Source organism: Thermotoga sp. 2812B (assembly GCF_000789335.1).
Classification (GTDB): Bacteria; Thermotogota; Thermotogae; order Thermotogales; family Thermotogaceae; genus Thermotoga; species Thermotoga maritima.
Genome location: NZ_CP003408.1, coordinates 739,464 through 761,917, shown reverse-complemented (window position 1 = coordinate 761,917; position 22,454 = coordinate 739,464). Strand labels below are relative to the sequence as shown.

Annotated in this window: 24 protein-coding genes; 15 read left to right on the top strand and 9 right to left on the bottom strand. The window is 47.0% G+C overall.

Annotated elements, in window-relative coordinates; genetic code table 11:
* Positions 1 to 11 precede the first annotated feature (11 nt).
* The 4 genes from hpt to pfkA are packed head-to-tail and all read right to left on the bottom strand — an operon-like array spanning position 12 to position 3,536.
* Complete coding sequence (gene hpt / locus T2812B_RS03830; RefSeq protein WP_004082875.1) at positions 12 to 524, bottom strand: hypoxanthine phosphoribosyltransferase; 513 nt, start codon at positions 522 to 524, stop codon at positions 12 to 14.
* On the bottom strand, positions 524 to 1,150 hold the full coding sequence (locus T2812B_RS03825) for an MBL fold metallo-hydrolase (RefSeq protein ID WP_004082876.1): 627 nt from the start codon (positions 1,148 to 1,150) through the stop codon (positions 524 to 526). The genes hpt and T2812B_RS03825 overlap by 1 nt, the downstream gene beginning before the upstream one ends.
* A gap of 12 nt (positions 1,151 to 1,162) precedes the next feature.
* The gene (gene pyk, locus T2812B_RS03820; protein ID WP_008193903.1) at positions 1,163 to 2,563 is read right to left on the bottom strand and encodes a pyruvate kinase; all 1,401 of its coding nucleotides are present in this window, start codon (positions 2,561 to 2,563) and stop codon (positions 1,163 to 1,165) included.
* Positions 2,564 to 2,576: 13 nt separating this feature from the next.
* Positions 2,577 to 3,536 carry a 6-phosphofructokinase gene (gene pfkA, locus T2812B_RS03815; RefSeq protein WP_004082880.1) on the bottom strand — a complete coding sequence of 320 codons (960 nt, stop codon included), beginning with the start codon at positions 3,534 to 3,536 and terminating at the stop codon, positions 2,577 to 2,579.
* A gap of 200 nt (positions 3,537 to 3,736) precedes the next feature.
* Between pfkA and T2812B_RS03810 the strand changes: the two genes are divergently transcribed.
* The 8 genes from T2812B_RS03810 to glyS are packed head-to-tail and all read left to right on the top strand — an operon-like array spanning position 3,737 to position 11,377.
* A complete protein-coding gene (locus T2812B_RS03810; RefSeq protein WP_231556599.1) occupies positions 3,737 to 3,901 on the top strand; it encodes a putative signal transducing protein in 165 nt (54 codons plus the stop codon).
* Positions 3,898 to 4,992 (top strand): glycine cleavage system aminomethyltransferase GcvT, encoded by a 1,095-nt coding sequence (gene gcvT / locus T2812B_RS03805; protein ID WP_008193893.1) that lies wholly within the window; start codon positions 3,898 to 3,900, stop codon positions 4,990 to 4,992. Before T2812B_RS03810 ends, gcvT begins: the two co-directional genes overlap by 4 nt.
* On the top strand, positions 4,989 to 5,363 hold the full coding sequence (gcvH, locus tag T2812B_RS03800) for a glycine cleavage system protein GcvH (RefSeq protein ID WP_081501933.1): 375 nt from the start codon (positions 4,989 to 4,991) through the stop codon (positions 5,361 to 5,363). Before gcvT ends, gcvH begins: the two co-directional genes overlap by 4 nt.
* Before the next feature lie 28 nt (positions 5,364 to 5,391).
* Positions 5,392 to 6,705, top strand: a complete 1,314-nt coding sequence (gene gcvPA / locus T2812B_RS03795; RefSeq protein WP_008193889.1) for an aminomethyl-transferring glycine dehydrogenase subunit GcvPA — start codon at positions 5,392 to 5,394, stop codon at positions 6,703 to 6,705.
* A complete protein-coding gene (gcvPB, locus tag T2812B_RS03790; protein WP_008193885.1) occupies positions 6,702 to 8,126 on the top strand; it encodes an aminomethyl-transferring glycine dehydrogenase subunit GcvPB in 1,425 nt (474 codons plus the stop codon). Before gcvPA ends, gcvPB begins: the two co-directional genes overlap by 4 nt.
* A gap of 1 nt (position 8,127) precedes the next feature.
* The gene (locus T2812B_RS03785) at positions 8,128 to 8,514 is read left to right on the top strand and encodes a RidA family protein (RefSeq protein WP_008193883.1); all 387 of its coding nucleotides are present in this window, start codon (positions 8,128 to 8,130) and stop codon (positions 8,512 to 8,514) included.
* Between the two features lie 3 nt (positions 8,515 to 8,517).
* Positions 8,518 to 9,378, top strand: a complete 861-nt coding sequence (locus tag T2812B_RS03780) for a glycine--tRNA ligase subunit alpha (protein ID WP_008193880.1) — start codon at positions 8,518 to 8,520, stop codon at positions 9,376 to 9,378.
* Positions 9,359 to 11,377, top strand: coding sequence for a glycine--tRNA ligase subunit beta (gene glyS / locus T2812B_RS03775; RefSeq protein WP_008193878.1), 2,019 nt, complete (start codon positions 9,359 to 9,361; stop codon positions 11,375 to 11,377). Before T2812B_RS03780 ends, glyS begins: the two co-directional genes overlap by 20 nt.
* Here the strand turns inward: glyS and fliI are convergent.
* Genes fliI through fliF form a run of 4 tightly spaced genes read right to left on the bottom strand, consistent with a single transcriptional unit; the run spans position 11,354 to position 15,952 of the window.
* Positions 11,354 to 12,670: a flagellar protein export ATPase FliI gene (gene fliI / locus T2812B_RS03770; protein ID WP_008193876.1), complete on the bottom strand. Its 1,317-nt coding sequence runs from the start codon at positions 12,668 to 12,670 to the stop codon at positions 11,354 to 11,356. The genes glyS and fliI overlap by 24 nt on opposite strands.
* Positions 12,630 to 13,340, bottom strand: a complete 711-nt coding sequence (locus tag T2812B_RS03765) for a FliH/SctL family protein (RefSeq protein ID WP_008193874.1) — start codon at positions 13,338 to 13,340, stop codon at positions 12,630 to 12,632. The genes fliI and T2812B_RS03765 overlap by 41 nt, the downstream gene beginning before the upstream one ends.
* A gap of 1 nt (position 13,341) precedes the next feature.
* Entirely contained in the window at positions 13,342 to 14,349 is a 1,008-nt protein-coding gene (gene fliG, locus T2812B_RS03760) for a flagellar motor switch protein FliG (protein ID WP_008193872.1), read from the bottom strand.
* Between the two features lie 4 nt (positions 14,350 to 14,353).
* A complete protein-coding gene (fliF, locus tag T2812B_RS03755) occupies positions 14,354 to 15,952 on the bottom strand; it encodes a flagellar basal-body MS-ring/collar protein FliF (protein ID WP_008193870.1) in 1,599 nt (532 codons plus the stop codon).
* Positions 15,953 to 16,001: 49 nt separating this feature from the next.
* On the opposite strand from fliF, the gene ecfA2 reads away from it, so the two are divergent.
* The gene (gene ecfA2 / locus T2812B_RS03750; RefSeq protein ID WP_038050880.1) at positions 16,002 to 16,802 is read left to right on the top strand and encodes an energy-coupling factor ABC transporter ATP-binding protein EcfA2; all 801 of its coding nucleotides are present in this window, start codon (positions 16,002 to 16,004) and stop codon (positions 16,800 to 16,802) included.
* Positions 16,799 to 17,032 carry an RNA-binding S4 domain-containing protein gene (locus T2812B_RS03745; protein WP_008193867.1) on the top strand — a complete coding sequence of 78 codons (234 nt, stop codon included), beginning with the start codon at positions 16,799 to 16,801 and terminating at the stop codon, positions 17,030 to 17,032. The genes ecfA2 and T2812B_RS03745 overlap by 4 nt, the downstream gene beginning before the upstream one ends.
* On the opposite strand, the gene T2812B_RS03740 is transcribed toward T2812B_RS03745, so the two are convergent.
* Positions 17,001 to 17,696: a biotin--[acetyl-CoA-carboxylase] ligase gene (locus T2812B_RS03740; RefSeq protein ID WP_008193865.1), complete on the bottom strand. Its 696-nt coding sequence runs from the start codon at positions 17,694 to 17,696 to the stop codon at positions 17,001 to 17,003. The genes T2812B_RS03745 and T2812B_RS03740 overlap by 32 nt on opposite strands.
* A 53-nt stretch (positions 17,697 to 17,749) precedes the next feature.
* Here T2812B_RS03740 and T2812B_RS03735 point away from each other — a divergent pair, with 53 nt between their 5' ends.
* From T2812B_RS03735 to T2812B_RS03715, 5 genes are all read left to right on the top strand, one after another.
* A complete protein-coding gene (locus T2812B_RS03735; protein ID WP_008193862.1) occupies positions 17,750 to 18,688 on the top strand; it encodes a pyridoxal-phosphate dependent enzyme in 939 nt (312 codons plus the stop codon).
* Positions 18,688 to 19,362 (top strand): DUF554 domain-containing protein, encoded by a 675-nt coding sequence (locus tag T2812B_RS03730; RefSeq protein ID WP_008193860.1) that lies wholly within the window; start codon positions 18,688 to 18,690, stop codon positions 19,360 to 19,362. The genes T2812B_RS03735 and T2812B_RS03730 overlap by 1 nt, the downstream gene beginning before the upstream one ends.
* Before the next feature lie 67 nt (positions 19,363 to 19,429).
* On the top strand, positions 19,430 to 19,903 hold the full coding sequence (nuoE, locus tag T2812B_RS03725) for an NADH-quinone oxidoreductase subunit NuoE (RefSeq protein ID WP_008193858.1): 474 nt from the start codon (positions 19,430 to 19,432) through the stop codon (positions 19,901 to 19,903).
* Positions 19,900 to 21,537, top strand: a complete 1,638-nt coding sequence (gene nuoF, locus T2812B_RS03720; protein ID WP_008193856.1) for an NADH-quinone oxidoreductase subunit NuoF — start codon at positions 19,900 to 19,902, stop codon at positions 21,535 to 21,537. Before nuoE ends, nuoF begins: the two co-directional genes overlap by 4 nt.
* Positions 21,538 to 21,596: 59 nt before the next feature.
* Complete coding sequence (locus tag T2812B_RS03715) at positions 21,597 to 22,454, top strand: AEC family transporter (RefSeq protein ID WP_008193855.1); 858 nt, start codon at positions 21,597 to 21,599, stop codon at positions 22,452 to 22,454.

Here is a 22,454-nt window from a genome sequence, read left to right as displayed (position 1 = left end):
GCACGAACCCCTTATTCCACATAGCCTATGTAGGGAAGGTTTCGGTATTTTTCATCGATGTCGAGACCGTAACCAACCAGGAATTTATCATCCACTCTGAATCCCACGAAGTCCAGAGGAATTCCATGATCGTGGACGGTTTTTTCTATGAGACTCACTATCCTGAAATCTCTTGGATTGTATTTTTTCAGGTATCGGACTATGTGCTGCAAGGTGAGACCGGTGTCAACGATGTCTTCCACAAGGAGCACGTATTCATCGTGTATCGATTCATCGATCCAGGATTTCACTCTAATCTTTCCCGTTGAAGAGGTACCCTGATAGCTCGAGACATGAATGAAAGAGTATTTGACGTTCAGTTTCCTTATGTTCAACATGAGGTCGCTGAAGAAGTGTATGGATCCCTTCAAGATGCATACAGCGTGTATGGTGTCTGTTTTACCCAGGTAGTACTCTTCTATTTCCCGTGCCAGTTCCTTGATTCTCTTCTTGAGAGTCTCTTCGTCTATCAGCACCTTTATCATCACTGCACCTCCATGACGACTACTTTTCTTTCTTTCGGCTTTTCAAAGAGCTCGAGGATGTTTCCCACACGTTCGTACGAATCGAAGAGTTTCAAAAAATCATCAACGGGCAGGAGATTGAATTTCAGGTACTTCGTCTTGTAGTGCATCGGAATGATGACTTTCGCGTTCAGCAAATCCGCTACTTCCTTTGCCTCCTTTGGCCCAATGGTGTAAGTTCCACCGACGGGTACCAGCAGGACATCGATCTCACCTATTTCTTCTACCTGAGCGGGGGTAAGCACGTGTCCAAGGTCTCCCAGGTGGCATACTTTTATGCCTTCCCCTTCGAATACGAAGACGATGTTTTTGCCCCTTTCTCTTCCATGCGATGGGTCGTGAAAGGTCTCCACACCTTTTATTTTCACACCGTTCACGGTGTAAGCACCGGGTCTGTCTATCACACGGAAGTTTCCCTTCACAAGATGGTGAGCGTTGTGATCGAAATGCTGATGACTTTCCGTTACAACATCAGCGGTTACGTTTGGTATGGGATATCCCACACTCTCATCGAAAGGATCTGTAACGATCGTTTTTCCTTCCATCTCCAGGGCGAAGCATGCGTGTCCAAACCAGGTGATCTTCATAGCGATCCCCCCTCAATCCACCTTCAACACCCTTATGGTGTTTGTCGTTCCCACCTTTCCTGGAACGCCGGAAGTGAGAACCACCAGATCCCCTTTTTCTGCCAAACCCATTTCTTCTACTTTCTTCAGCCCTTTTTCGATAAACTCTAATTCCTGGGAACATTTTTCAGCGAGAACGGGTATCACCTTCCTCACGAGAGAAAGTCTGTAGTAGGTTTTCTCTTCTGGTGTCAGGGCCACAATGGGTTGAGAAACGTTGTACTTTGAAACACGAACAGCGGTACTCCCGGATATGGTAGGTGTGATGATCAGCTTCGCGTTCAGAGATTCAGAGAGCTGCCAGCAGGCGTGTGATATAGCCTCAGATATGTCGCTGGTATCGTATTCTATCGTTCTGAAAAATTCCAGTTTTTTTTCGGCTTCTTTTGCTACTTTACTCAGCACCTTTATGGCTTCCAGGGGATGTTTTCCAACCGCTGTTTCCGCTGTGAGGAGCAGGGCGTCCGCTCCATCGAAGATGGCGTTGGCTATGTCGGTGACCTCTGCCCTCGTGGGGAACGGATTTTCTATCATCGATTCGAGTATCTGAGTTGCGACTATGACTGGTTTGGAGTAGTACTTGGAGAGTTTGATGATTTCTTTCTGAACGATGGGGACTTCTTCTATGGGTATCTCCACTCCCAGGTCACCGCGTGCGACCATGATTCCATCGCTCACCTTTATTATCTCCTCGAGACGCTCCAGAGCCTTTTTCGTTTCTATTTTGGAGATTACAGGTATTTCCTTTCCGTGTTTTCTGATCTCTTCTTTTGCCTTGAGCACGTCCTCTGGCTTTCTCACAAAAGAAAGAGCGAAAAATTCAACGTCATGCAACGTTCCGAGTTTTATGAATTCTCTGTCTCTGTCCGTTATGGATTCCACCGAAAGATCGGCCGTCGGTACGTTCACACCTCTCCTGTGTGTGATCTTTCCACCGACTTTCACCACTGTTTTCACTTCTGTATCGGTTGTTTCAATTACCTCAAGCACTATCTCTCCATCGCTCAGCAGAATGGTGTCTCCTTTCTTCACGTCCTTTGGAAGAGAGCTGAGATTCACCGAGACTATGTGTTCGTTTCCAAGTATTTCCTTTGTGGTGAGAGTGAAGATCTGGCCTTCTTTTAATTCCACAAACTCTTTTTCGAGGTATCCGGTTCTGATCTTCGGCCCCGCAAGATCGATCAGAATGGCTACGGGTTTTTTCTTTTTCTCTCTCAGATCTTTTATTTTGAGTATTTTCTGTTCCTGCTCGTTCCAGTCACCATGTGAGGTGTTTATTCTGAAGACGTTCACTCCAAGGTCTATCATCTTTTCTATCATTTCATAGCTGTCTGTTCTTGGTCCGACCGTACATACGATCTTTGTACTTCGCACGATTTCACCCCGTTCATGAAAGCATATGTGCTATTTCGTAAAGTTTTTTGTCGATCGTTTTCTTTGTGGAGAGCGCTTCCATTATAGGAACTCTCACGAACTTGTTCCCTTGGAGCGCTATCATCACGTCTACCTCTCCGTCCAGAAGAGCATCGACCGCTTCAACTCCCATACTCAGTGCCAGTCTTCTGTCGAAAGCCGTTGGAGAACCACCTCTCTGTACGTGTCCGAGTATGGTGATCCTCGTTTCGTAGCCTATCCTGTATTCGAGGTGTCTTGCGACGGTATAGGCACTCGCTGCCCCTTCAGCGACTATGATTATGCTGTTGATCTTTCCTCTTCTCCTTTCTTCGAGAATTCTATCGGCGAGCTGTGAATAATCCACCGGAATCTCTGGTACGATGATGGCTTCTGCACCAGTCACCAGTCCCGCCATGAGAGCGATGTAGCCGGAATGCCTCCCCATGACTTCCACAATGAAAGCTCTCTCATGCGAGCTAGCGGTGTCTTTGAGCTTTTGAACAGCATCCATCACCGTGTTCAAACACGTGTCCACCCCTATGCACATGTCAGTCAACCCAATGTCGTTGTCTATGGTTGCTGGTATACCGACAACGGGTATTTTGTGTTCTTCGTAAAGAAGATGAGCGCCGGTGAGACTCCCTTCACCACCTATGACGACGAGTCCTTCTATACCATGTTTTTTTATCTGTTTCGCAGCGAGTTCCCTGCCCTCTTCTGTCTTGAACTCCTCACATCTGGAAGTTCTCAGAATTGTTCCTCCCTTTTCTGTGATTCCTGCCACATCTTTGTACTCGAGTTTTACAAAATCGCCGTCGATGAGGCCTGAGTAACCTCTTCTCACTCCGATCACTTCCAGTCCCTGCCTGACACCGTACCTGACCACGGCTCTCACAGCTGCGTTCATTCCAGGTGCGTCTCCGCCGCTTGTAAGTACTGCTATCTTCTTCAAGGCGATCAGCCTCCCTGTGAATTGTTTGTTCTCTTCAATGAGAGTTTAGCATATGCATCAAAAGTGATAAAATGTACATGGGTTCCCTATGTCAATTTACCACTTCTTCGTGATGTTAACAAACCCTGAATCTTGGTGTAAGGAGGATTAAAATTTTGAGGTGGGAAACTTTAATTGAGGGAAGTGAACTGGAGGTAAAGATGATCGAAGATATATTGAAAGAAAACGAAATACCTTACGTAGTTGAAACGTGTGATGATGTTACACCAAGAGCGATTTTTGGTTCTTCAGCCCTCATGGTGATAAAAGTACCGGAGGAATTTTTAGAAGAAGCAAAGAGAATTCTGGAGGAGATGCGGGAATGAAGAGAACGCCTCTATTTGAAAAGCACGTTGGATTCGGTGCGAAAATGGTGGATTTCGCGGGGTGGGAGATGCCTCTTTATTACACATCCATATTCGAAGAAGTGATGGCAGTCAGAAAATCGGTGGGGATGTTCGATGTCTCTCACATGGGGGAATTTCTCGTTAAAGGGCCCGAGGCGGTTTCTTTTATTGACTTTCTTATAACGAACGACTTTTCTTCACTTCCGGATGGTAAAGCGATTTACTCTGTCATGTGCAATGAAAACGGTGGAATCATCGATGATCTTGTTGTGTACAAGGTGAGTCCTGATGAAGCTCTCATGGTGGTGAACGCGGCAAACATTGAAAAGGACTTCAACTGGATAAAATCCCATTCGAAGAATTTCGATGTCGAAGTATCGAACATTTCAGATACGACAGCGCTCATAGCGTTCCAGGGGCCAAAAGCACAGGAGACCCTCCAGGAGCTTGTTGAAGACGGTCTCGAGGAAATTGCCTATTATTCTTTCAGAAAGAGTATTGTAGCCGGTGTAGAGGCTCTTGTCTCAAGAACGGGATACACGGGTGAGGACGGTTTCGAACTGATGCTTGAAGCGAAGAATGCACCGAAGGTCTGGGATGCTCTGATGAATCTGCTCAGAAAAATCGACGGCAGACCAGCAGGTCTTGGGGCGAGGGACGTCTGCCGACTCGAAGCGACTTATTTGCTGTACGGTCAGGACATGGATGAGAGTACGAATCCTTTCGAAGTGGGGCTTTCCTGGGTTGTAAAACTGGACAAAAACTTCGTGGGGAAGGAAGCGCTGCTGAAAGCGAAGGAAAAAGTGGAAAGAAAACTTGTGGCGCTTGAGCTCTCTGGAAAAAGAATAGCAAGAAAAGGCTATGAAGTTTCAAAGAATGGAGAGAGAGTGGGAGAGATCACAAGCGGTAACTTCTCTCCAACTCTTGGGAAGTCGATAGCGCTGGCTCTCGTTTCAAAATCGGTGAAGGTTGGAGACCAATTGGAAGTAGTGTTTCCTGGTGGAAAGCTTGTAGAAGCTTCTGTGGTAAAAAAACCATTTTACAGAGGCAGTGTGAGGAGGGAGGTTTGAAGATGAAAAAGTACACGAAAACTCACGAATGGGTGGTGGTTGAGGACAAAGTGGCAACGGTTGGAATAACGAATCACGCTCAGGAACAGCTCGGTGATGTGGTCTACGTGGATCTTCCTGAAGTCGGCAGAGAGGTGAAGAGAGGGGAAGTTGTGGCGAGTATAGAATCCGTGAAAGCCGCAGCGGACGTGTACGCTCCTCTCAGTGGGAAGATCGTGGAAGTGAACGAGAAACTCGATACTGAACCTGAACTCATAAACAAGGATCCAGAAGGAGAAGGCTGGCTTTTCAAAATGGAAATATCCGATGAAAGTGAACTCGAAGATCTTCTGGATGAACAGGCTTATCAGGAATTCTGTGCTCAGGAGTAGTTTCTCATAGAAATCCGGAGGTGTCCTGATGAACTATCCTTACATTCCCCACACGGATGAAGACGTCCGTGCCATGTTGGACTTCATAGGGGTTTCTTCCGTAGAAGAGCTTTTCTCTTCGATCCCTGTTTCTGCCAGGTCGTCTCTGAATATTCCGGAATCCAGAGATGAGTTCAGTGTTTTCAAGCGGTTGAAAGAGATTTCTGAGGTGAACGCTTCTCTTGAAGACTACGCTGTCTTTCTCGGAGCTGGGGTTTATAAAAGGTACGTTCCCACGGTTGTTTACGATCTTGCGATGAAGCCCGATTTTCTCACCGCTTATACACCGTATCAGGCGGAGGTATCCCAGGGAACCCTCCAGGCTCTGTTTGAATACCAGACCATGATATGTGAACTGACAGGAATGGAAGTGGCGAACGCATCCATGTACGATGGGGCCACCGCTCTGGCGGAAGCGGCTTTGATGAGTTTTCGACTCACCGGGAAAGATAAGGTGGTTGTGGCAAGGTCCGTTCATCCCGAATACAGAGCAGTCTTGAGAACCTATCTCGAAAAAAGAGGTTTCACCGTGGTGGAAGCCGGATACGACGAAACGGGAAGGGTCCTGTTAGAAGAGGTCGATGAAGAAACGGCGGCGATAGCCGTTCAGTATCCCAATTTCTTTGGAGTCATAGAAGATCTCGATTATGTCAGAAGCCGATCGGGTAATGCTCTGCTGATAGTGGTTGTAGAACCAGTTTCACTCGCTCTTCTGGAACCTCCAGGAAGTTACGGGGCAGACATCGTGGTTGGTGAGGGCCAGTCGCTGGGACTTCCCATGTGGTTCGGAGGATATTCCCTTGGAATCTTTGCCACAAGAGAGAAGTACGTGAGGCAGATGCCAGGGAGATTGATTGGACAGACCGTGGATCAAGCCGGTAACACAGCCTACACCATGATCCTTCAGACCAGAGAACAGCACATAAGGCGAGCCAGAGCCACTTCGAACATATGTTCCAACCATGCCCACGCCGCTCTGATCGCGGCTGTTTACATGAGTGTGATGGGGCCTGACGGTCTGAGGGAGGTAGCCAGGCGTTCTTACAGCGCTGCTCATTACCTCCAGGAAAGACTGGAAGAAATGGGATTCAAACTGTGCTTTTCGGGAGAATTTTTCAACGAGTTCGTTTTCAACGTGCCAGAAGATTATCCTGATCGGTGGAGGAAAATGATGGCGAAAAAGATCCTTGGGCCGTTGCCTCTGAAGGGTTTTTACCCGGAACTTGGAGACACAGCACTCGCGTGTGCCACAGAGGTGATTTCCAAAGAGGATATAGAAAAGTTCCTGGAGGCGATGAAATGACGATATTTGAGAGGTCCAAAAAGGGAAGAAAAGCATTCCGGCTTCCCGAGAGCGACATTCCAGAATATTCGCTTCCGGATCGATTTCTCAGAAGGACACCTCCGGAGATTCCCGAGGTGAGCGAACCTGATGTGGTGAGGCATTACACCGATCTTGCCAGAAAGAACTACTCTGTGGATCTCGGAATCTACCCCCTCGGTTCCTGCACCATGAAGTACAATCCCAAACTGAACGAAAAAGCTGCGAATCTCGAAGGATTCAGAGAGATACACCCGTATCAGCCCGTCGAAACTGTTCAGGGCAGTCTTCGGCTCATGTACGAGCTGAAAGAAATGCTGTGCGAGATAACGGGAATGGATGACATGACACTTCAACCCGCTGCCGGAGCTCACGGAGAACTCACGGGAATGCTGATAGTGAGAGAGTACTTTAAAAGCAGAGGGGACACTGAGAGAAAGAAAGTTCTTGTACCAGATTCTGCCCACGGTACTAATCCAGCATCTGCTTCGATGGTCGGTTTTGAGGTGGTGGAGATAAAGAGCAAAAACGGTATGGTGGATGTGGAAGATTTGAAAAAACTACTGGATGAAGAAGTGGCTGCGGTAATGCTCACAAATCCAAACACACTTGGACTCTTCGAAAAGGACATTCTGAAAATAGCGGAAATGACGCATGAGTGTGGTGCTCTTCTCTATTACGATGGCGCGAACCTCAACGCGATCATGGGTAAAGTGAAACCAGGAGACATGGGGTTCGACATCGTTCATTTGAATCTGCACAAGACGTTTTCCACTCCCCACGGAATGGGAGGACCTGGATCTGGACCAGTTGGTGTGAAAAAGCATCTGGTGGATTTTCTGCCCTTCCCCCAGGTAAAGAAGAACGGAGAACTTTACGAACTCTTCGTTCCGGAAAAGACCATAGGACGTGTGAGGAGTTTCTTTGGAAATTTCCCGGTTCTCGTAAAAGCGTACACGTACATTCTCACGATGGGAAGAGACGGCCTTGAAAAAGTGAGTGAAATGGCCGTTTTGAACGCGAACTACTTGAAGAAAAAAATAGAAAAGTTCCTGGAGATTCCATACAATGGGTTCTGCATGCATGAATTCGTGGCGAGTGCGGAGAAAGTGTTCAGGGAAACCGGTGTGAGAACACTGGATATTGCGAAGCGAATACTGGACTTTGGTGTGCATCCTCCCACAGTTTACTTTCCACTCATCGTTCCGGAAGCACTCATGATAGAACCAACTGAGACTGAAAACAAAGAAACGCTGGATAAGTACGCCGAAATCCTTGAAAGAGTGGTAAAAGAAGCCTATGAGAATCCTGATGCTTTGAAAAACGCTCCTCACAACACACCGGTTCGAAGGGTCAACGAAGTGCTCGCTTCGAAGAAACCCGTGTTCAGGTGGAGGGGATAGTATGAAGCGCTTTGTCGAAACCGATAAGGCTCCAAAGGCCATAGGCCCGTACTCTCAGGCGGTCGTTGTCGGAAACATGATGTTCGTTTCGGGTCAAATTCCCATAGATCCAGAAACCGGTGAACTCGTTCAGGGCACCATAGAAGAAAAGACTGAGAGAGTTCTGGAAAATCTGAAAGCAATACTGGAGGCGGGCGGTTTCTCCCTGAAAGACGTCGCGAAGGTGACGGTGTTTACGACCAGTATGGACTACTTCCAGAGGGTCAACGAGGTGTATTCCAGATACTTTGGAGACCACAGGCCCGCTAGGTCGTTTGTGGCGGTTGCTCAGCTCCCGAGAAACGTAGAAATAGAAATAGAAGCGATCGCTGTGAAGGAAGGGGAGTGAAGGATGTATCTTCAGGATGTGATATTGAAACTGAACGATTTCTGGGCGTCTAAAGGTTGTCTTCTGGAACAACCTTACGATATGGAAGTCGGTGCCGGAACGTTTCATCCTGCAACGTTCTTTGGTAGTCTGAGAAAGGGTCCTTGGAAAGTGGCCTACGTTCAGCCGAGCAGAAGGCCGACCGATGGTAGATATGGAGAGAATCCCAACAGATTGCAGAGGTACTTCCAGTACCAAGTGATCATAAAACCCTCCCCTGAAAACTCTCAAGAACTGTACCTTGAGTCCCTGGAGTACCTCGGTATAAACCTGAAAGAACACGACATCAGATTCGTAGAGGATAACTGGGAGTCTCCCACCCTCGGAGCGTGGGGCGTTGGCTGGGAAGTGTGGCTGGACGGCATGGAGATAACTCAGTTCACATATTTCCAGCAGATTGGTGGAATTTCCCTGAAGGACATTCCTCTCGAGATAACCTACGGTCTGGAAAGGATCGCCATGTATCTTCAGGGAGTCGATAACGTCTACGAGGTGCAGTGGAACGAAAACGTGAAATACGGTGATGTGTTCCTTGAAAACGAAAGAGAATTTTCGGTTTTCAACTTCGAAGAAGCCAACGTAGGACTCCTTTTCAGACATTTCGATGAGTACGAGAAGGAGTTTTACAGACTTGTGGAAAAAAATCTTTACCTTCCCGCTTACGATTACATTTTGAAATGTTCTCACACGTTCAATCTTCTCGATGCGCGCGGAGCGATAAGTGTGTCTCAGCGACAAACCTACGTGAAGCGTATTCAGGCGATGGCAAGAAAGGCTGCGAGAGTTTTTCTGGAGGTGCAGGCTAATGAGAACAGCCCTGCTTGAGGTGGGACTCGAAGAACTTCCCGCGAGCGAATTCCGAAGTATTCTGAGGCAGCTCGAGGAAAAATCGGCTGAGCTTCTTAAAGCGTACAGAATTTTTTCCGGATCTGTTGAAGTCTTCGTTGGAAGCAGACGTTTTGGTGTGATTCTCAAGAATCTTCCGGAGAAACAGGAGGATTTTACCGAAGAGAAGAAAGGTCCACCACTGAACGTTGCTTACGATGAAAACGGTAAACCGACCAAAGCGCTCGAAGGGTTTTTGAGGAACAACAACGCTTCCCTGGAGAACGTGGTTCACAGGGAGGGGTACGTCTATTTATCGCGAGTTGTTGAAGGAAAGCCTGTCGAAGAAGTTCTCTCAGATCTGTTCAGAGATCTCGTTTTGGGTTTGAATTTTAGAAAACCCATGAGGTGGGGTTCCGGTGAACACGAATACATCAGACCTGTTCACTGGATTGTGGCGATGGTTGATGGAAGAGTTCTTGACCTGGAAATCTTCGGTCTTAGATCGTCCAGAATCTCTTACGGCAAAAGGTATCACGCTGGATCAATCGAAATTCCCGATCCGGAAAGGTACTACGAATCTCTCAAAAAAGGATTCGTGATTTCTTCCCACCTGGAGAGAAAAAAATTCGTCCTCGAACAGATCGATGAATTTGAAAAAAGAAGTGGTATGAAGATCGAACGCGATGAAGAACTCATCGAAGAGATAGTGGCGATAACGGAGTATCCCAGAATCGTTGTTGGGCAGTTCGACCGAAAATATCTTGAACTTCCAGAAGAGATTATAGTGACCGCCGTGAAACATCACCAGCGCTCTTTTATAGCACATAAAGAGACCCTGACGAACACCTTTGTGGCTTTTCAAGACGGTCCACAGCCACCGGAGAACGTGGTTAAGGGATACGAGAGAGTTATAAACGCTCGATTGGAAGACGCGCGATACTACTTCCAGAAGGATCTCGAGACTCCGCTGGAAAAGATGAATGAAAAGCTCAAAGAAATCGTTTTTCAGGAGAAACTCGGAACACTCTACGATAAGGTAGAAAGGATAAAGAAAATATCACAGAGGCTATGCGAAGATCTGAAACTTCCAGAGTCGTTCACGCAGAAGGTCTTAGAAGCCGCCTCTATATGCAAAGCAGACATCGCTTCGAAGGTGGTGTACGAGTTCCCGGAGCTCCAGGGTGTTATGGGCAGGATCTATGCCCTGAGGGAGGGAATAAACGAAGAAATAGCAACGGCCATAGAGGATCATTACTCCGAAGAGCCACAGACAGTGATAGGTTCCATTCTTGGAATAGCGGATAGAATCGACACCATCGTGGGAAATTTCGCCATAGGCAACGTTCCCACGAGTTCTAAAGATCCGTATGGCCTGAAAAGTAAAGCTGACACAATCTTCAGGATCATAAGGAAGAACGAGTGGGATATTTCTCTGGAAGAGCTTCTCACTTTCGCTTCTTCACTGGTGAAGTACCATCTTTCTGAAGAACTGGAAACGTTCTTTGCAGGCAGGTTCTATCAGTTTCTGATCAACGAACTTGGAATATCCTTCGACGTGGCAAGAGCGGTGAATCACCTGTGGAAGAAGCCCCTTCGCGGGATCCTCTCTGCGGAAGCCCTCCAGGAGATATCTGAAAAACCCGAGTTTCAGGATCTGTTCGTTGGATTTGAGCGAGTCCACAACATAACGAAGAATCACGACTCCACCAAATTCGATGGAGCCCTCTTTGAGAAAGAAGAAGAGAAAAAGCTAATGAACAAGTTCTACGAAGTCAAAGAAAAAGTTTTGAAAGCTCTGGAGAGGTTGAACTACCGTGAGGCGCTTCAGTATCTGATCGAACTGAAACCCTACATAGACGAGTACTTCGACAACGTCTTTGTGATGGTGAAGAGGGACGACTTGAGAGTGAACAGGCTGGGCTTTCTGAAAAACATCGACGAACTCTTCATGATGATAGGAGACATGACTTACTTAGTCAAGAGATCTCAGGTATAGATCCAGAAGTTTCTGAAGGGTTTCCTCGAATGAAGCTTTTTCAAAGACACCCTGTTTCAAGAAGGAATCGATCTCATCTTTCATTTCCACAGCTTTGTCAACGAGTGGATTGGTTCCGCTCTTGTAAGCACCGATTTCAATCAGATCTTTTGCGGATTCATAAGCCGACATCAGCGATCGGAGGCGGTTCGCCGCCTCTCTGTGTTCTTCGGTGACGATATCGTTCATCAATCGGCTCACGCTTGCAAGAACGTCGATCGCCGGGTAGTGATTCGATTCGGCAAGTCTCCTCGAAAGAATTATGTGCCCATCTACGATGGATCTGACAGTGTCGGAAATGGGTTCGTTGAAGTCGTCCGCTTCAACGAGCACAGTGTAAATCGCTGTTATGCTACCTTTGTCTGAGTTTCCTGCCCTTTCGAGTATCTTTGGAAGGCCGGCAAAGGCACTTGGTGGATACCCCCTGGTGGTGGGAGGTTCTCCCACTGCGAGCCCCACTTCTCTCTGAGCCATGGCCCATCTGGTGAGAGAATCCACCATCAGAAGAACATCGTATCCCAGATCTCTGAAGAATTCCGCTATACTGGTGGCGGTGAGAAGAGATTTCACTCTGGCAAGGGCAGGCTGATCGGAAGTTGAGACCACCAGTATGGACCGCTTCAGCCCCTCTTCTCCAAGGTCCCTCTCTATGAATTCTCTGACCTCTCTTCCGCGCTCCCCGATGAGGGCCAGCACGTTAATGTCCGCCGTCGTGTTTCGTGCGATCATTCCAAGAAGTGTGCTTTTTCCAACACCGCTGCCCGCGAAAATTCCAATTCTCTGGCCCTTGCCCACTGTTATGAAACCATCTATTGATCGTATACCCACCGGTAGAGGATCTTTTATTCTTCGTCTTTTTAGAGGGTTTGGAGGGTTGTTGGTCAGAGGGTATCTGTCTTCCGGAACGAAGGGCTTTCCGTCTATTGGACGTCCCAGACCATCGAACACCCTTCCGATCATCTTTCTGCTGACACCGACTTCGAGTACTTTGTTAGTTCTGATGACTTCACAGCCCATCTTCAATCCGGAGACATCCTCGTAGGGCATGAGAATAACACTTTCTTCTCTGAAACCAACTACCTCTGCGAGTGCGTTCTTGCCGTTTTGAAGTGAAATTTTACACATTTCTCCTAGAAAAGCGTCTGGCCCTTTTGATTCCACGGTGAGCCCCACCACTCGTGTGACTCTTCCGTTGAATTTATTGAAATCTTCTTCACTCAACTTCTTTTTCAGTTCTTTCAGGATGTCCTTCAAAACCTACCACCTCTTCGAAGATGTCCTCCACGAGTTCCCATTGATGAGAGAACGTTTTGTCCAGAATTCCAAAATCTGTCTCGACAATGACGCCGCCTCTTTCTACATTGGGATCCGGTATCAATGTTTCTCTGCTGACTTCACTGAGGTCCAGTTTTTTTGCATCTTCTGGATTTATTCTGATCTTCACATTTTTGATGCCCACTACTTTTGATAAGGCGCTCCTCAACTTTCTTTCCACTGTAGACTCGTCCATTTCCTTTTCAAGGATCTTTTTGAAAAGGATCTTGAGTATATCGAGAAGCTCTGGAAGTATCTCTTCTATTTTCAGGTTTATCTGTTTTTGGATCTCTTTTTTCAAACCGAGAATGTACTTCTGGAGATCGTTTCTCATTGTTTTTGCTTCCTCTAAGACCTTCTTCGCTTCGAGCTTTAAAGTTTCAACCTCGCTGGAAGCGCTCCTTAAGATTTCCTCTGCGTCTTTTCTGGCACCTTCAATGATTTTTCTGGCCTCTTCCTGAGCTTCAGAGAGGATCTTTTCTCTCATTTCTTTGATCTTTTGGATTTCCTCTGATGTGTTCTCTTTTGTTTTTTCTTCTTGCACTTTTTCTTCTTTTTCTATTTTCCTTGGAAGGTCTATGTAGAACACCTCATCTTTTCTGAGAAGCATACTACATGATCAGCTCCTCTCCGCCACCTCTTGCAATGACGATCTCACCGGCCTCTTCCAGCCTTCTTATGATGTTTATTATCTTCTGCTGGGCTTCCTCCACATCTTTGAGTCTCACAGGACCCATGTATTCGAGTTCGTCTTTCAACAGCGCAGCGGCTCTCTTTGACATGTTCTTGAATATCTTCTCTTTCAGCTCGTCGGAGGCTCCTTTCAAAGCGAGGGCCAGATCCCTCGTATCCACTTCCCTCAGCACAAGCTGTATCGATCTGTCGTCGAGCTTCAGAATGTCTTCGAAGACGAACATCCTTCTTCTTATCTCGTCGGCCAGTTCGGGGGTCTCCTGAACCAGTTTGTCCATGATCTTCTTCTCGGTAGTTCTGTCCAGACTGTTCATGATCTCTGCAGCTGTATCGATTCCACCCACCTTGCTGAACGTCTGGCTTACAAATCCAGAGATCTTTTTCTCCAAGTTCCTTTCTATCTCTTTAACAACTTCTGGAGAAGTGCGTTCGAGCAGGGCTATTCTCTTCAGAACTTCTGTCTGAAGCTCTTCGGGAAGCGCTCCAAGAATCTGAGCCGCGACAGGAGGATCAAGATAGCTCAGAACAACCGCTATAGTTTGCGGATGTTCGCTTTGGAGAAAATTCACGAGCTGGACGGGATCTGTGTCTCTTACGAAGCTGAAAGGTTTGACCTGCAGAGAGGATGTTAACCTTTCTATGATTTTTCTTGCTCTTTCAGGCCCAAATGCTTTTTCCAGAACTTTTTTTGCGTACTCTATACCACCTTCTGATATCATTTCTTTTGCTTTGGCGAGGCTCAGGAATTCTTCCAAAACCTGCTTTTTTTCCTCTGGAGAAACCCTTCCAATATTTGCGATTTCCACCACCAGCTGTTCCACCGTCTCCTCATCAAGGTGTTTCATCACCTGGGCTGCTTTTTCGGGTCCAAGGGCCACCAGAAGGACTGCGGCCTTTCTTTTGCCATCAGTCTTTTTCTCGGGCATATCCTCATCCCCTTTCAAAGAACCACAGTCGGACTATCTCGGCGATGTCGGAAGGTGAACGGGAAAAAATGTTCTCCAGCTCTTCTACAAGTTCGAGCAGTTCCTTTTCTTCTGGTGATACCTCTTCCTCCTTCAATTCTTCCTGGAGGATTTCTTTCACCTCTTCTTCCAGTTTTCTTCTCCGTTCTTCTGCGAGTTTCCTTGCCCTTATTCTTCTTATTTGAACGATCACAAGATAGATGAGTATGAACGTGAGAAATCCAAGCAGGGCTATTCCCACCGAGTACAGAACGAATCTTCTTCTCGTTTCAATCTGTTTCAACTCTTCCTGAAGAGCCCTTTCGATGGAGCGATCGAATGGCAAAAAGGCAACCGCGACGCTGAGAGAAGCGGAAGACGTTATGGATCCCACTCCTTTTTCCACAAGATCGTTTATCACACCGCTCCAGTCACTGCTGTTTTGCAGGACAGAAGAAGAAGCATCGATTATGACGGCGACGGAAAGCGATGAGATTTCTCCCTCGCGGTTCTGTATTATCTTCTGATACACTTCGTTCAGTTCGTAGTTGGTGATGGTATGGGTTCGTTCGTAGGTACTCGTTCCTTCAGACGTGACTGATGGATAAGTGAGAGGCGGTATGTTCGAATCCGTTCCCGCTGGTCCTCCGGTTGGAGGAAGGTTTTGGCTCTTCTCCACCTGCGTCTCCTGACTCCTCACCAGACCTTCTCTTCTGGCAGGTGCTTCGTACTTTTTCATCTCCGTTTCTATCTTGGACCAGTTGATCGATATGTCGGGTATTACCTCCACTCTTCCAGGACCGAAGACGCTTTCCAATGCTTTCTTTATTTTGCTTTCGTAGTATTTTTCAAGCTGTTGTTTCAATTCCAGTTTGCTGGAAGCAAGGAAAGTTCCTTCGTCTGTTTCTAACATATCGCTCAGCGATCTGGAGTAGTTATCCACTACCCTCACGTTCTCCGGTTTCAACCCTTCAACGGCTCCTGAGACGAGTTCAACGATTCCTCTCACCTGTTCGCGGGTGAGTTCTGCACCGGGTTCCAGGACCACGAGAACTGAAGCTCGGGGTTCCGCCATCTCACCACGAACGTAATAGGTGTACTTCGGAAGGACCAGATGAACTCTTGCATCTTTCACACCTTTTATCGTCATGATGCTTCTTTCGAGTTCCTCCTGTAAAGCGATCTGATATTTGACCTGCTTGTCGAAGCTCGTGGCTCCGAAAGAGTTTTCACTGAGTATAGAAAAACCTTTCCTTGAACTTCCAAGAACTCCTTCAGACGCCAGTTTCATTCTGAGTTCATAGACGTTGTAACTGTCAGGAACGTATATATCTCCCCCAGGGGATACTTTGTAAGGAACGTTCATCTCTTCGAGCTTCTGGATGATCACACCTGCCTCGTCTTCGTTGAGGCCAGCCACAAGGAGTCTGTAGTGAGGAACGGACGCAACAACGGCGAACAGAACGATCGTTATTACAAGGGCAATCCCTATTCCTCCCACGAGGAATTTCCTTTCCCGAGGCATGGAGCTCCACATGTCTACTATCTTTTTCCACAGGTCTCTCAATCGTTCAACAATGTTCATAGAGTCATTCACCTCTCGTTAAATTTTACCACGTGATATAATCTTCAACATGAGGATAGAAGTGGTCAACGTCTCTCACATCTTTCACAGGGGAACACCCTTGGAGAAAAAAGCACTCGAGAATGTAAGCCTTGTGATAAACGAAGGAGAATGTCTCCTTGTTGCTGGGAACACGGGATCTGGGAAGTCGACCCTTCTTCAAATTGTAGCAGGTTTGATAGAACCCACTTCAGGTGCTGTGCTTTACGACGGAGAAAGAAAGAAAGGTTACGAGATAAGAAGGAACATAGGAATCGCTTTTCAGTACCCCGAGGATCAGTTCTTCGCGGAGAGAGTTTTTGACGAAGTGGCTTTTGCTGTGAAAAACTTCTATCCAGATAGGGATCCTGTTCCCCTGGTGAAGAAAGCGATGGAGTTCGTGGGGCTGGATTTCGATTCTTTCAAAGACAGAGTACCTTTTTTCCTGTCCGGCGGTGAGAAGAGAAGGGTAGCGATCGCTTCTGTGATCGTTCACGAACCGGATATTCTCATCCTCGATGAACCTTTAGTGGGGCTGGACCGGGAAGGGAAAACAGACCTTCTGAGAATTGTGGAGAAGTGGAAGACCCTTGGAAAGACGGTCATCCTCATTTCTCACGATATAGAAACAGTTATAAATCACGTGGATCGTGTGGTGGTACTCGAAAAGGGAAAGAAGGTCTTCGATGGAACCAGGATGGAATTCCTTGAAAAATACGACCCTCGCTTCTTCACGAGCAAGATGCTGGTTATGAGAAGATTAGTTTTGAAAGGAGAAGACCCCTTCTCAATGAGCGATGATGAACTGTTGGAAAGGGTGTGCAATTCATGAGATTAGATTTGTTTCTTAAGATCTCGGTAGTGAAGAGAAGAACGATTGCCCAGAAACTGCTGAAGGGGCAGAGGGTCCTGGTGAACGGGAGGCCCGCGAAAGCCTCGTACGAGGTAAAGGACGGAGACATCGTGGAGGTGTTCTTACCAACCAAGAAAATAACCCTAAGGGTTGTGGGAAATGGAGGCTACGAAATCCTCAGTGAGGAGAGAGTGAGTAAACCCTTCTGATCTCTCCGTCGAAGTCTATCAACAGACTATTGGGGTTTATCTTTACGATCTTTCCCTTCTTTCCTTCCAGAGATATGATATCTCCTTCTTTCTGAAGAAGGTACCTCTTCCAGATCCTCGTCAGAGCTTCTTTTTTCTTTGAATACTTTCTGAAAATCACGCGTGCGTTCTTCAATATCGACTCCATGAGTTTCACAATGCTGATTTCTTTTCCCATGATTTCCTTCAGACTGATCGCTCTTGTTTTCAACTCGGCTGGGATTTCGTTGTTCACGTTCATGCCAACTCCCACGACAACGGCGAGAGGTTTTGCACCTTCAAAAATTCCTTCTGAGAGAACTCCCGCGAGCTTTCTCCCGTTTATGTACACGTCGTTGGGCCACTTTATGTTCGCATGTATTTTCATGTTTTCGAGAGTCTTCACAACCGCTACTGAGAACACCCTTGTGTAAAACGAAAGCTCCAGTGGCTTTCTCGGTTTGAAAAGCACAGAGAACCATAGTCCCCCCCTTGGAGAGTGCCAGTGTCTTCCGCTTCTTCCATATCCTGAGGTCTGCTCCAACGCGACCACCACCGTGCCATCGGGATAGAAGCGGTAATTCTCTTTCAAGAAACGATTCGTGGAGTCTATGGATTCGAAAGAAATGATCTTTTCTCCTATCAATCTCTCTCCCTCCCGTGCTACAATTCTAACAAACAAAAAGAGGGGGGAGACGAATGAGAATCGATCTTTCCCTTAAACCCACACCTGTTCAGTTTCTCAAAAGACTCTCGGAAGAATACGGGTTCAACATCTACGTTAAAAGAGACGATCTCACAGAGCTTGTGGGATCGGGCAACAAAATCAGAAAGCTGGAGTATCTTCTATGGGAAGCTCTTAAAAAAGGAGCAACGACTGTCTTCACCTGTGGAGGTCTTCAGTCGAACCATGCCAGAGCAACGGCATACGTTTCGAGAAAACACGGTTTGAAACCTGTTCTCTTCCTCAGAAAAGGGGAGAAGGTACTGAACGGAAATCTTCTCCTCGACATTCTCCTCGGTGCTGAAATAGTGGAGGTATCCCCGGAAGAGTACGAACGCATCGATGAGATCTTCGATGTTCACAAAAAGATGAGAGAGAAGAAAGGTGAAAAGGTGTACGTGATACCCGAAGGGGGATCGAACTCCCTTGGGGCCTTTGGCTACTTCAATGCGGTGCTGGAGATGAAAGATCAATTGAACCTCGAATCTTTCGATGCTATCGTGTGTGCTGTTGGAAGTGGGGGAACCATAGCGGGCTTGTCAGCTGGAATTTCCTTTCTGGGATACCACGTACCCGTAGTGGGTGTGAACGTCACCACGAAAAACTCGGATTATTTTGTGAGGAAGGTGAAAAGAATAATTAGTGGTATGGAAGAGTATGGTCTGAGGATCAACGAAACCGTTTTCGAAGTGGTGGACGATTACAGAGGGCCGGGATATGCGATCCCGTCCAGTGAGGATGTGGAGATCTTGAAGGAAGCAGCTTCGATAGAAGGCATCATCCTCGATCCGGTCTACACGGCGAAAGCCTTCAGAGGAATGATCGAAATGTTCAGAAATTCGGGAAAGAACGTTCTTTTCATCCACACGGGGGGAATATTCGGTCTGTTCGCGCAGAGCGGGAGGTTGGTATGATGTTTCACTACGCTGTTCTTCTGAACGCACTTGGGGTTTTGATCGGTGCGTCCGTGGGCTTCCTGTTCAAAAGAAAGATTCCTCAGAGGTTACACGACATCCTTTTCACGGTGATAGGACTCACCACACTGGGTATAGGTATCCGGATGGTCACGCAGGGTGATGATTTTTTGATGATTCTCCTAGCACTCGTCGCAGGCGGCATCATCGGAGAGTTGTTCAGAATAGAGGACAGAATAGAAGGTATTGGGAAAAAGTTCAGTAATTCTCAGGGGTTTGCGGAGAGTTTTCTCACTTCTTCGCTTCTCTTTCTGGTTGGTCCCATGACCATAGTGGGATCCATAAACATAGGACTCACGGGAAACGCGGATTTGATACTCGTGAAAACGGTGCTCGACACAGTATCAGCCACAGTGCTCACGGCAACCTTAGGAACAGGGGTTTTTCTCTCGGCAGTTTCTGTGTTCCTCGTTCAGGGACTTCTCGTTGTTTTCGCAAAGAGTTTGACTTTTCTCACAGGTGATGTGTTTATCTCCGATTTTGTTGGCACAGGTGGTGTCATGATTCTGGGCCTTGGAATAAGGATTCTTAAACTGAAAGAGGTGAAGGTTGGGAACCTACTTCCGGCGCTGGTTTTGATTCCTATTTTTGACTGGTTGAAAAACCTTTTTTAAATGGCACAGAAAAAGTGGTATAATTTTTCGTGAATAATTGTGAAATTTTTGACGAGGGGGAGTGAAGATGAGGGAGGTAATAGCAGAGATCGTCCAGAAAGCTAAAGAGACAGCAGAAGAGAGAGACGTTTTGATAAACACCCTACACGAGATACAGAAGCGCTTTGACAACTTCATACCACCGGAGGCTGCTGAGATCGTGGCTGAAGAGCTCGGTGTTCCGCTCTCCAGAGTGTACGAGGTGTTGACGTTCTACACCATGTTCTCGACAAAACCGAAGGGAAAATACGTGATAAGGGTTTGTGAGAGTCTTCCGTGTCATGTTGAAAACGGAAGAGAAGTGGTCAAAGCCCTCAAGGAAATTCTGAAAATCGACTTCGGACAGACCACTTCTGATGGTCTTTTCACACTCGAAATGACGAGTTGTCTGGGCCTTTGTGGTGTTGCACCGGTGATCATGGTGAACGACGAGTATTACGGTAACATGACGCCCGATCGTGTGAAGGATCTCATAGATAGACTGAGAGGTGAGTCGCTATGAAACCGATAACAGTCCTGGTTTCAGTGGATTCGAACAGTGTGTTGATGGGTGCTCGTCACTTTCTCAATTACTTCAGAGATCTTGTGAAGGAACACAATCTCGAAGATACCGTCGATGTACTGGAAACGGGTAGCATGGGAATTTATCCAGAAGGAGTGATTGTTTCCGTTCTTCCCGACGGTGTTTTCTACGTTGTGAGGAATGAATTGGATGTGAGGAGGATCTTCGAAGAGCACATTCTCAAAGGAAGGAGAGTGCTCGATCTTGAAATTCCCGAGAGTCAGATAAGAAGAACCGTTGAGGTAGAGAAAGTGGCTGAAGAAACTCGTATCGTTCTAAAGAACGTAGGAGAGATAGATCCCACTCGTATAGAGGAATACATCGCAAGAGACGGTTACTTTGCCCTTGCCAAGGCGCTCCAGATGGAACCGGGAGAGGTAATCGAAGAGATAAAGAGAAGTGGGCTGAGAGGAAGAGGTGGAGCCGGTTTTCCAACGGGTCTGAAATGGGAATTCACCTACAAAGCTTCTGCCGACCAGAAATATGTTCTGTGCAACGCCGATGAAGGAGAACCCGGTACCTTTAAAGACAGGCTCATCATGGAGGGTGATCCTCATTCTTTGATAGAGGGTATGATCATAGCGGGGTACGCGGTTGGTGCAACGAAGGGTTACATATACATAAGGGGAGAGTATCACAGTTCGATAGAAATCTTGAAAAAAGCTGTAGAACAGGCTTACGAGTACGGATTCCTCGGTGAGAACATTCTCGGAAGTGGATTCAACTTCGATCTGAAAATAAGGCTCGGGGCGGGAGCTTACGTGGCGGGAGAGGAGACGGCGTTGATAGAGTCCATAGAAGGAAAACCCGCTCGACCCAGGCTGAAACCTCCTTACCCTCCCACCTTTGGCCTCTTTGGAAAACCCACCGTTGTGAACAACGTGGAAACTTTTGTGAACGTTCCAAGGATAATAATGAACGGCGCGGAGTGGTTCAAAAAGTTCGGCACCGAGTCTTCTCCTGGGACGAAAGTGTTCTCCCTCGTGGGTAATGTGGTGAGAAAGGGAATCGTGGAAGTGCCAATGGGGGTGACGGTGAGAGATCTCATCTTCAAATTTGGTGGGGGGATTGAGGGTGGCAGGAAGTTGAAAGTGGTGCAAACGGGTGGTAGTGCAGGAACGTTCATCGGACCAGACAAACTCGGCATTCCACTCGATTTTGATTCTTACGCAAAGTACGGAGTTTCTCTCGGATCAGGAGTGATTCTCGTTGCTGACGAGACTCACTGTGTGGTGGATCTCGCACTCACCGTTATGAGGTTCTTCGAACACGAGTCGTGTGGGAAGTGTACACCGTGTCGGGAAGGTACGAGGATGATCGTCAATATTTTGGAGAGAATAAGCAGAGGCGAAGGCAAAAAAGAGGATCTCGATACGTTGAGGGAGATCGCTCGAAACGCGGGGGAAACTTCTTTCTGCGGACTGGGTCAAAGCATTCCGGTTCCTCTGCTCTCCATCGTTGACAACTTCGAGGAAGAGTTCAAAGTCCACATAGGCGCTGATAAATGTCCGGTGGGTGTGTGTGAGTTCAAGAAAAAGAAGGAAAGGAAGAAAATTGGTGTTAGAAAACCATAAAGAGGGCGTCAAAGAGACGCCCTCTTTTTCTGGTAGAATTCCTCTCAGGGGTGCACTGAATGGAATTTTCGATCATCATACTGATCGGTTATCTGACGAAGAAATTTTTCGAAAGAGATACTGGTAAGGTCCTTTCAAAGCTTGTGGTGAATTTCACACTGCCTGCGGCGATCTTCTACAGTTTTTCCACTTCGCGTTTTCACTTTTCGAAGTTCGCCTTCACCGCAACTGGTATTTTGAGTAACCTTCTTCTCATCTTTCTTGCCTTTCTGTTTTTCTCGAGAATAAAGGACCCAAGAGTGAGAATCCCGATCATTCTCTCTTTCGTTGGTTTCAACACAGGGTTGTTCATGTATCCTCTGGCAGAAAGTCTGTGGGGAGAAGCATCGGTGGTTAACTTCGCTCTGTTCGACCTGGGGAATTCTTTCTTCATATTTGGTGTGGGGAAAGCAGTGGCTGAGCGGAACAAAAAGGGAATACTGAAGGTTTTCACCTTCCCACCGTTTCTGGTTCTTCTCGTCGGAATAACAATGAACAGCCTCAAAGTGGTTCCACCTGATGTCGTTCTAGATGTGGCACGAACGATAAAGAACGCTAATGCCTTCCTCGTGTTTTTTCTTGTGGGATACTATCTCAGCTTCAGATCGGTTTACGACAAATTCCTTCTGATTTTAATGGCGGGACTCGTAAAGTATGCTGCCGGGTTGCTTGTTGCTCTGATTGCAGTGAAGATCTTCTCTCTTTCTTCTTTCGAAGAGATGAACCTGTTTCTTTCACCGCTTCTTCCTTCTGCCATCATGACACTCGTGTACTCGGTTGAAAAGGGTTACGATGCGGAACTCGCGAGCGGGCTCGTCACTTTCTTCACGATCGTTTCAACGTCCATAATCATGGCGGTAAACTATACATGGGGGTGA

Coding starts and splice junctions, on each gene's coding strand:
- nuoE (WP_008193858.1), top strand. CDS start 19,430: ATGAGGGAGGTAATAGCAGAGATCGTCCAGAAAGCTAAAGAGACAGCA.
- ecfA2 (WP_038050880.1), top strand. CDS start 16,002: ATGAGGATAGAAGTGGTCAACGTCTCTCACATCTTTCACAGGGGAACA.
- fliG (WP_008193872.1), bottom strand. CDS start 14,349: ATGCCCGAGAAAAAGACTGATGGCAAAAGAAAGGCCGCAGTCCTTCTG.
- gcvPA (WP_008193889.1), top strand. CDS start 5,392: ATGAACTATCCTTACATTCCCCACACGGATGAAGACGTCCGTGCCATG.
- T2812B_RS03715 (WP_008193855.1), top strand. CDS start 21,597: ATGGAATTTTCGATCATCATACTGATCGGTTATCTGACGAAGAAATTT.
- nuoF (WP_008193856.1), top strand. CDS start 19,900: ATGAAACCGATAACAGTCCTGGTTTCAGTGGATTCGAACAGTGTGTTG.
- hpt (WP_004082875.1), bottom strand. CDS start 524: ATGATAAAGGTGCTGATAGACGAAGAGACTCTCAAGAAGAGAATCAAG.
- glyS (WP_008193878.1), top strand. CDS start 9,359: ATGAGAACAGCCCTGCTTGAGGTGGGACTCGAAGAACTTCCCGCGAGC.
- T2812B_RS03785 (WP_008193883.1), top strand. CDS start 8,128: ATGAAGCGCTTTGTCGAAACCGATAAGGCTCCAAAGGCCATAGGCCCG.
- T2812B_RS03780 (WP_008193880.1), top strand. CDS start 8,518: ATGTATCTTCAGGATGTGATATTGAAACTGAACGATTTCTGGGCGTCT.
- gcvT (WP_008193893.1), top strand. CDS start 3,898: ATGAAGAGAACGCCTCTATTTGAAAAGCACGTTGGATTCGGTGCGAAA.
- T2812B_RS03765 (WP_008193874.1), bottom strand. CDS start 13,340: ATGCTTCTCAGAAAAGATGAGGTGTTCTACATAGACCTTCCAAGGAAA.
- T2812B_RS03745 (WP_008193867.1), top strand. CDS start 16,799: ATGAGATTAGATTTGTTTCTTAAGATCTCGGTAGTGAAGAGAAGAACG.
- T2812B_RS03730 (WP_008193860.1), top strand. CDS start 18,688: ATGTTTCACTACGCTGTTCTTCTGAACGCACTTGGGGTTTTGATCGGT.
- T2812B_RS03735 (WP_008193862.1), top strand. CDS start 17,750: ATGAGAATCGATCTTTCCCTTAAACCCACACCTGTTCAGTTTCTCAAA.
- T2812B_RS03825 (WP_004082876.1), bottom strand. CDS start 1,150: ATGAAGATCACCTGGTTTGGACACGCATGCTTCGCCCTGGAGATGGAA.
- T2812B_RS03810 (WP_231556599.1), top strand. CDS start 3,737: ATGATCGAAGATATATTGAAAGAAAACGAAATACCTTACGTAGTTGAA.
- gcvPB (WP_008193885.1), top strand. CDS start 6,702: ATGACGATATTTGAGAGGTCCAAAAAGGGAAGAAAAGCATTCCGGCTT.
- fliF (WP_008193870.1), bottom strand. CDS start 15,952: ATGAACATTGTTGAACGATTGAGAGACCTGTGGAAAAAGATAGTAGAC.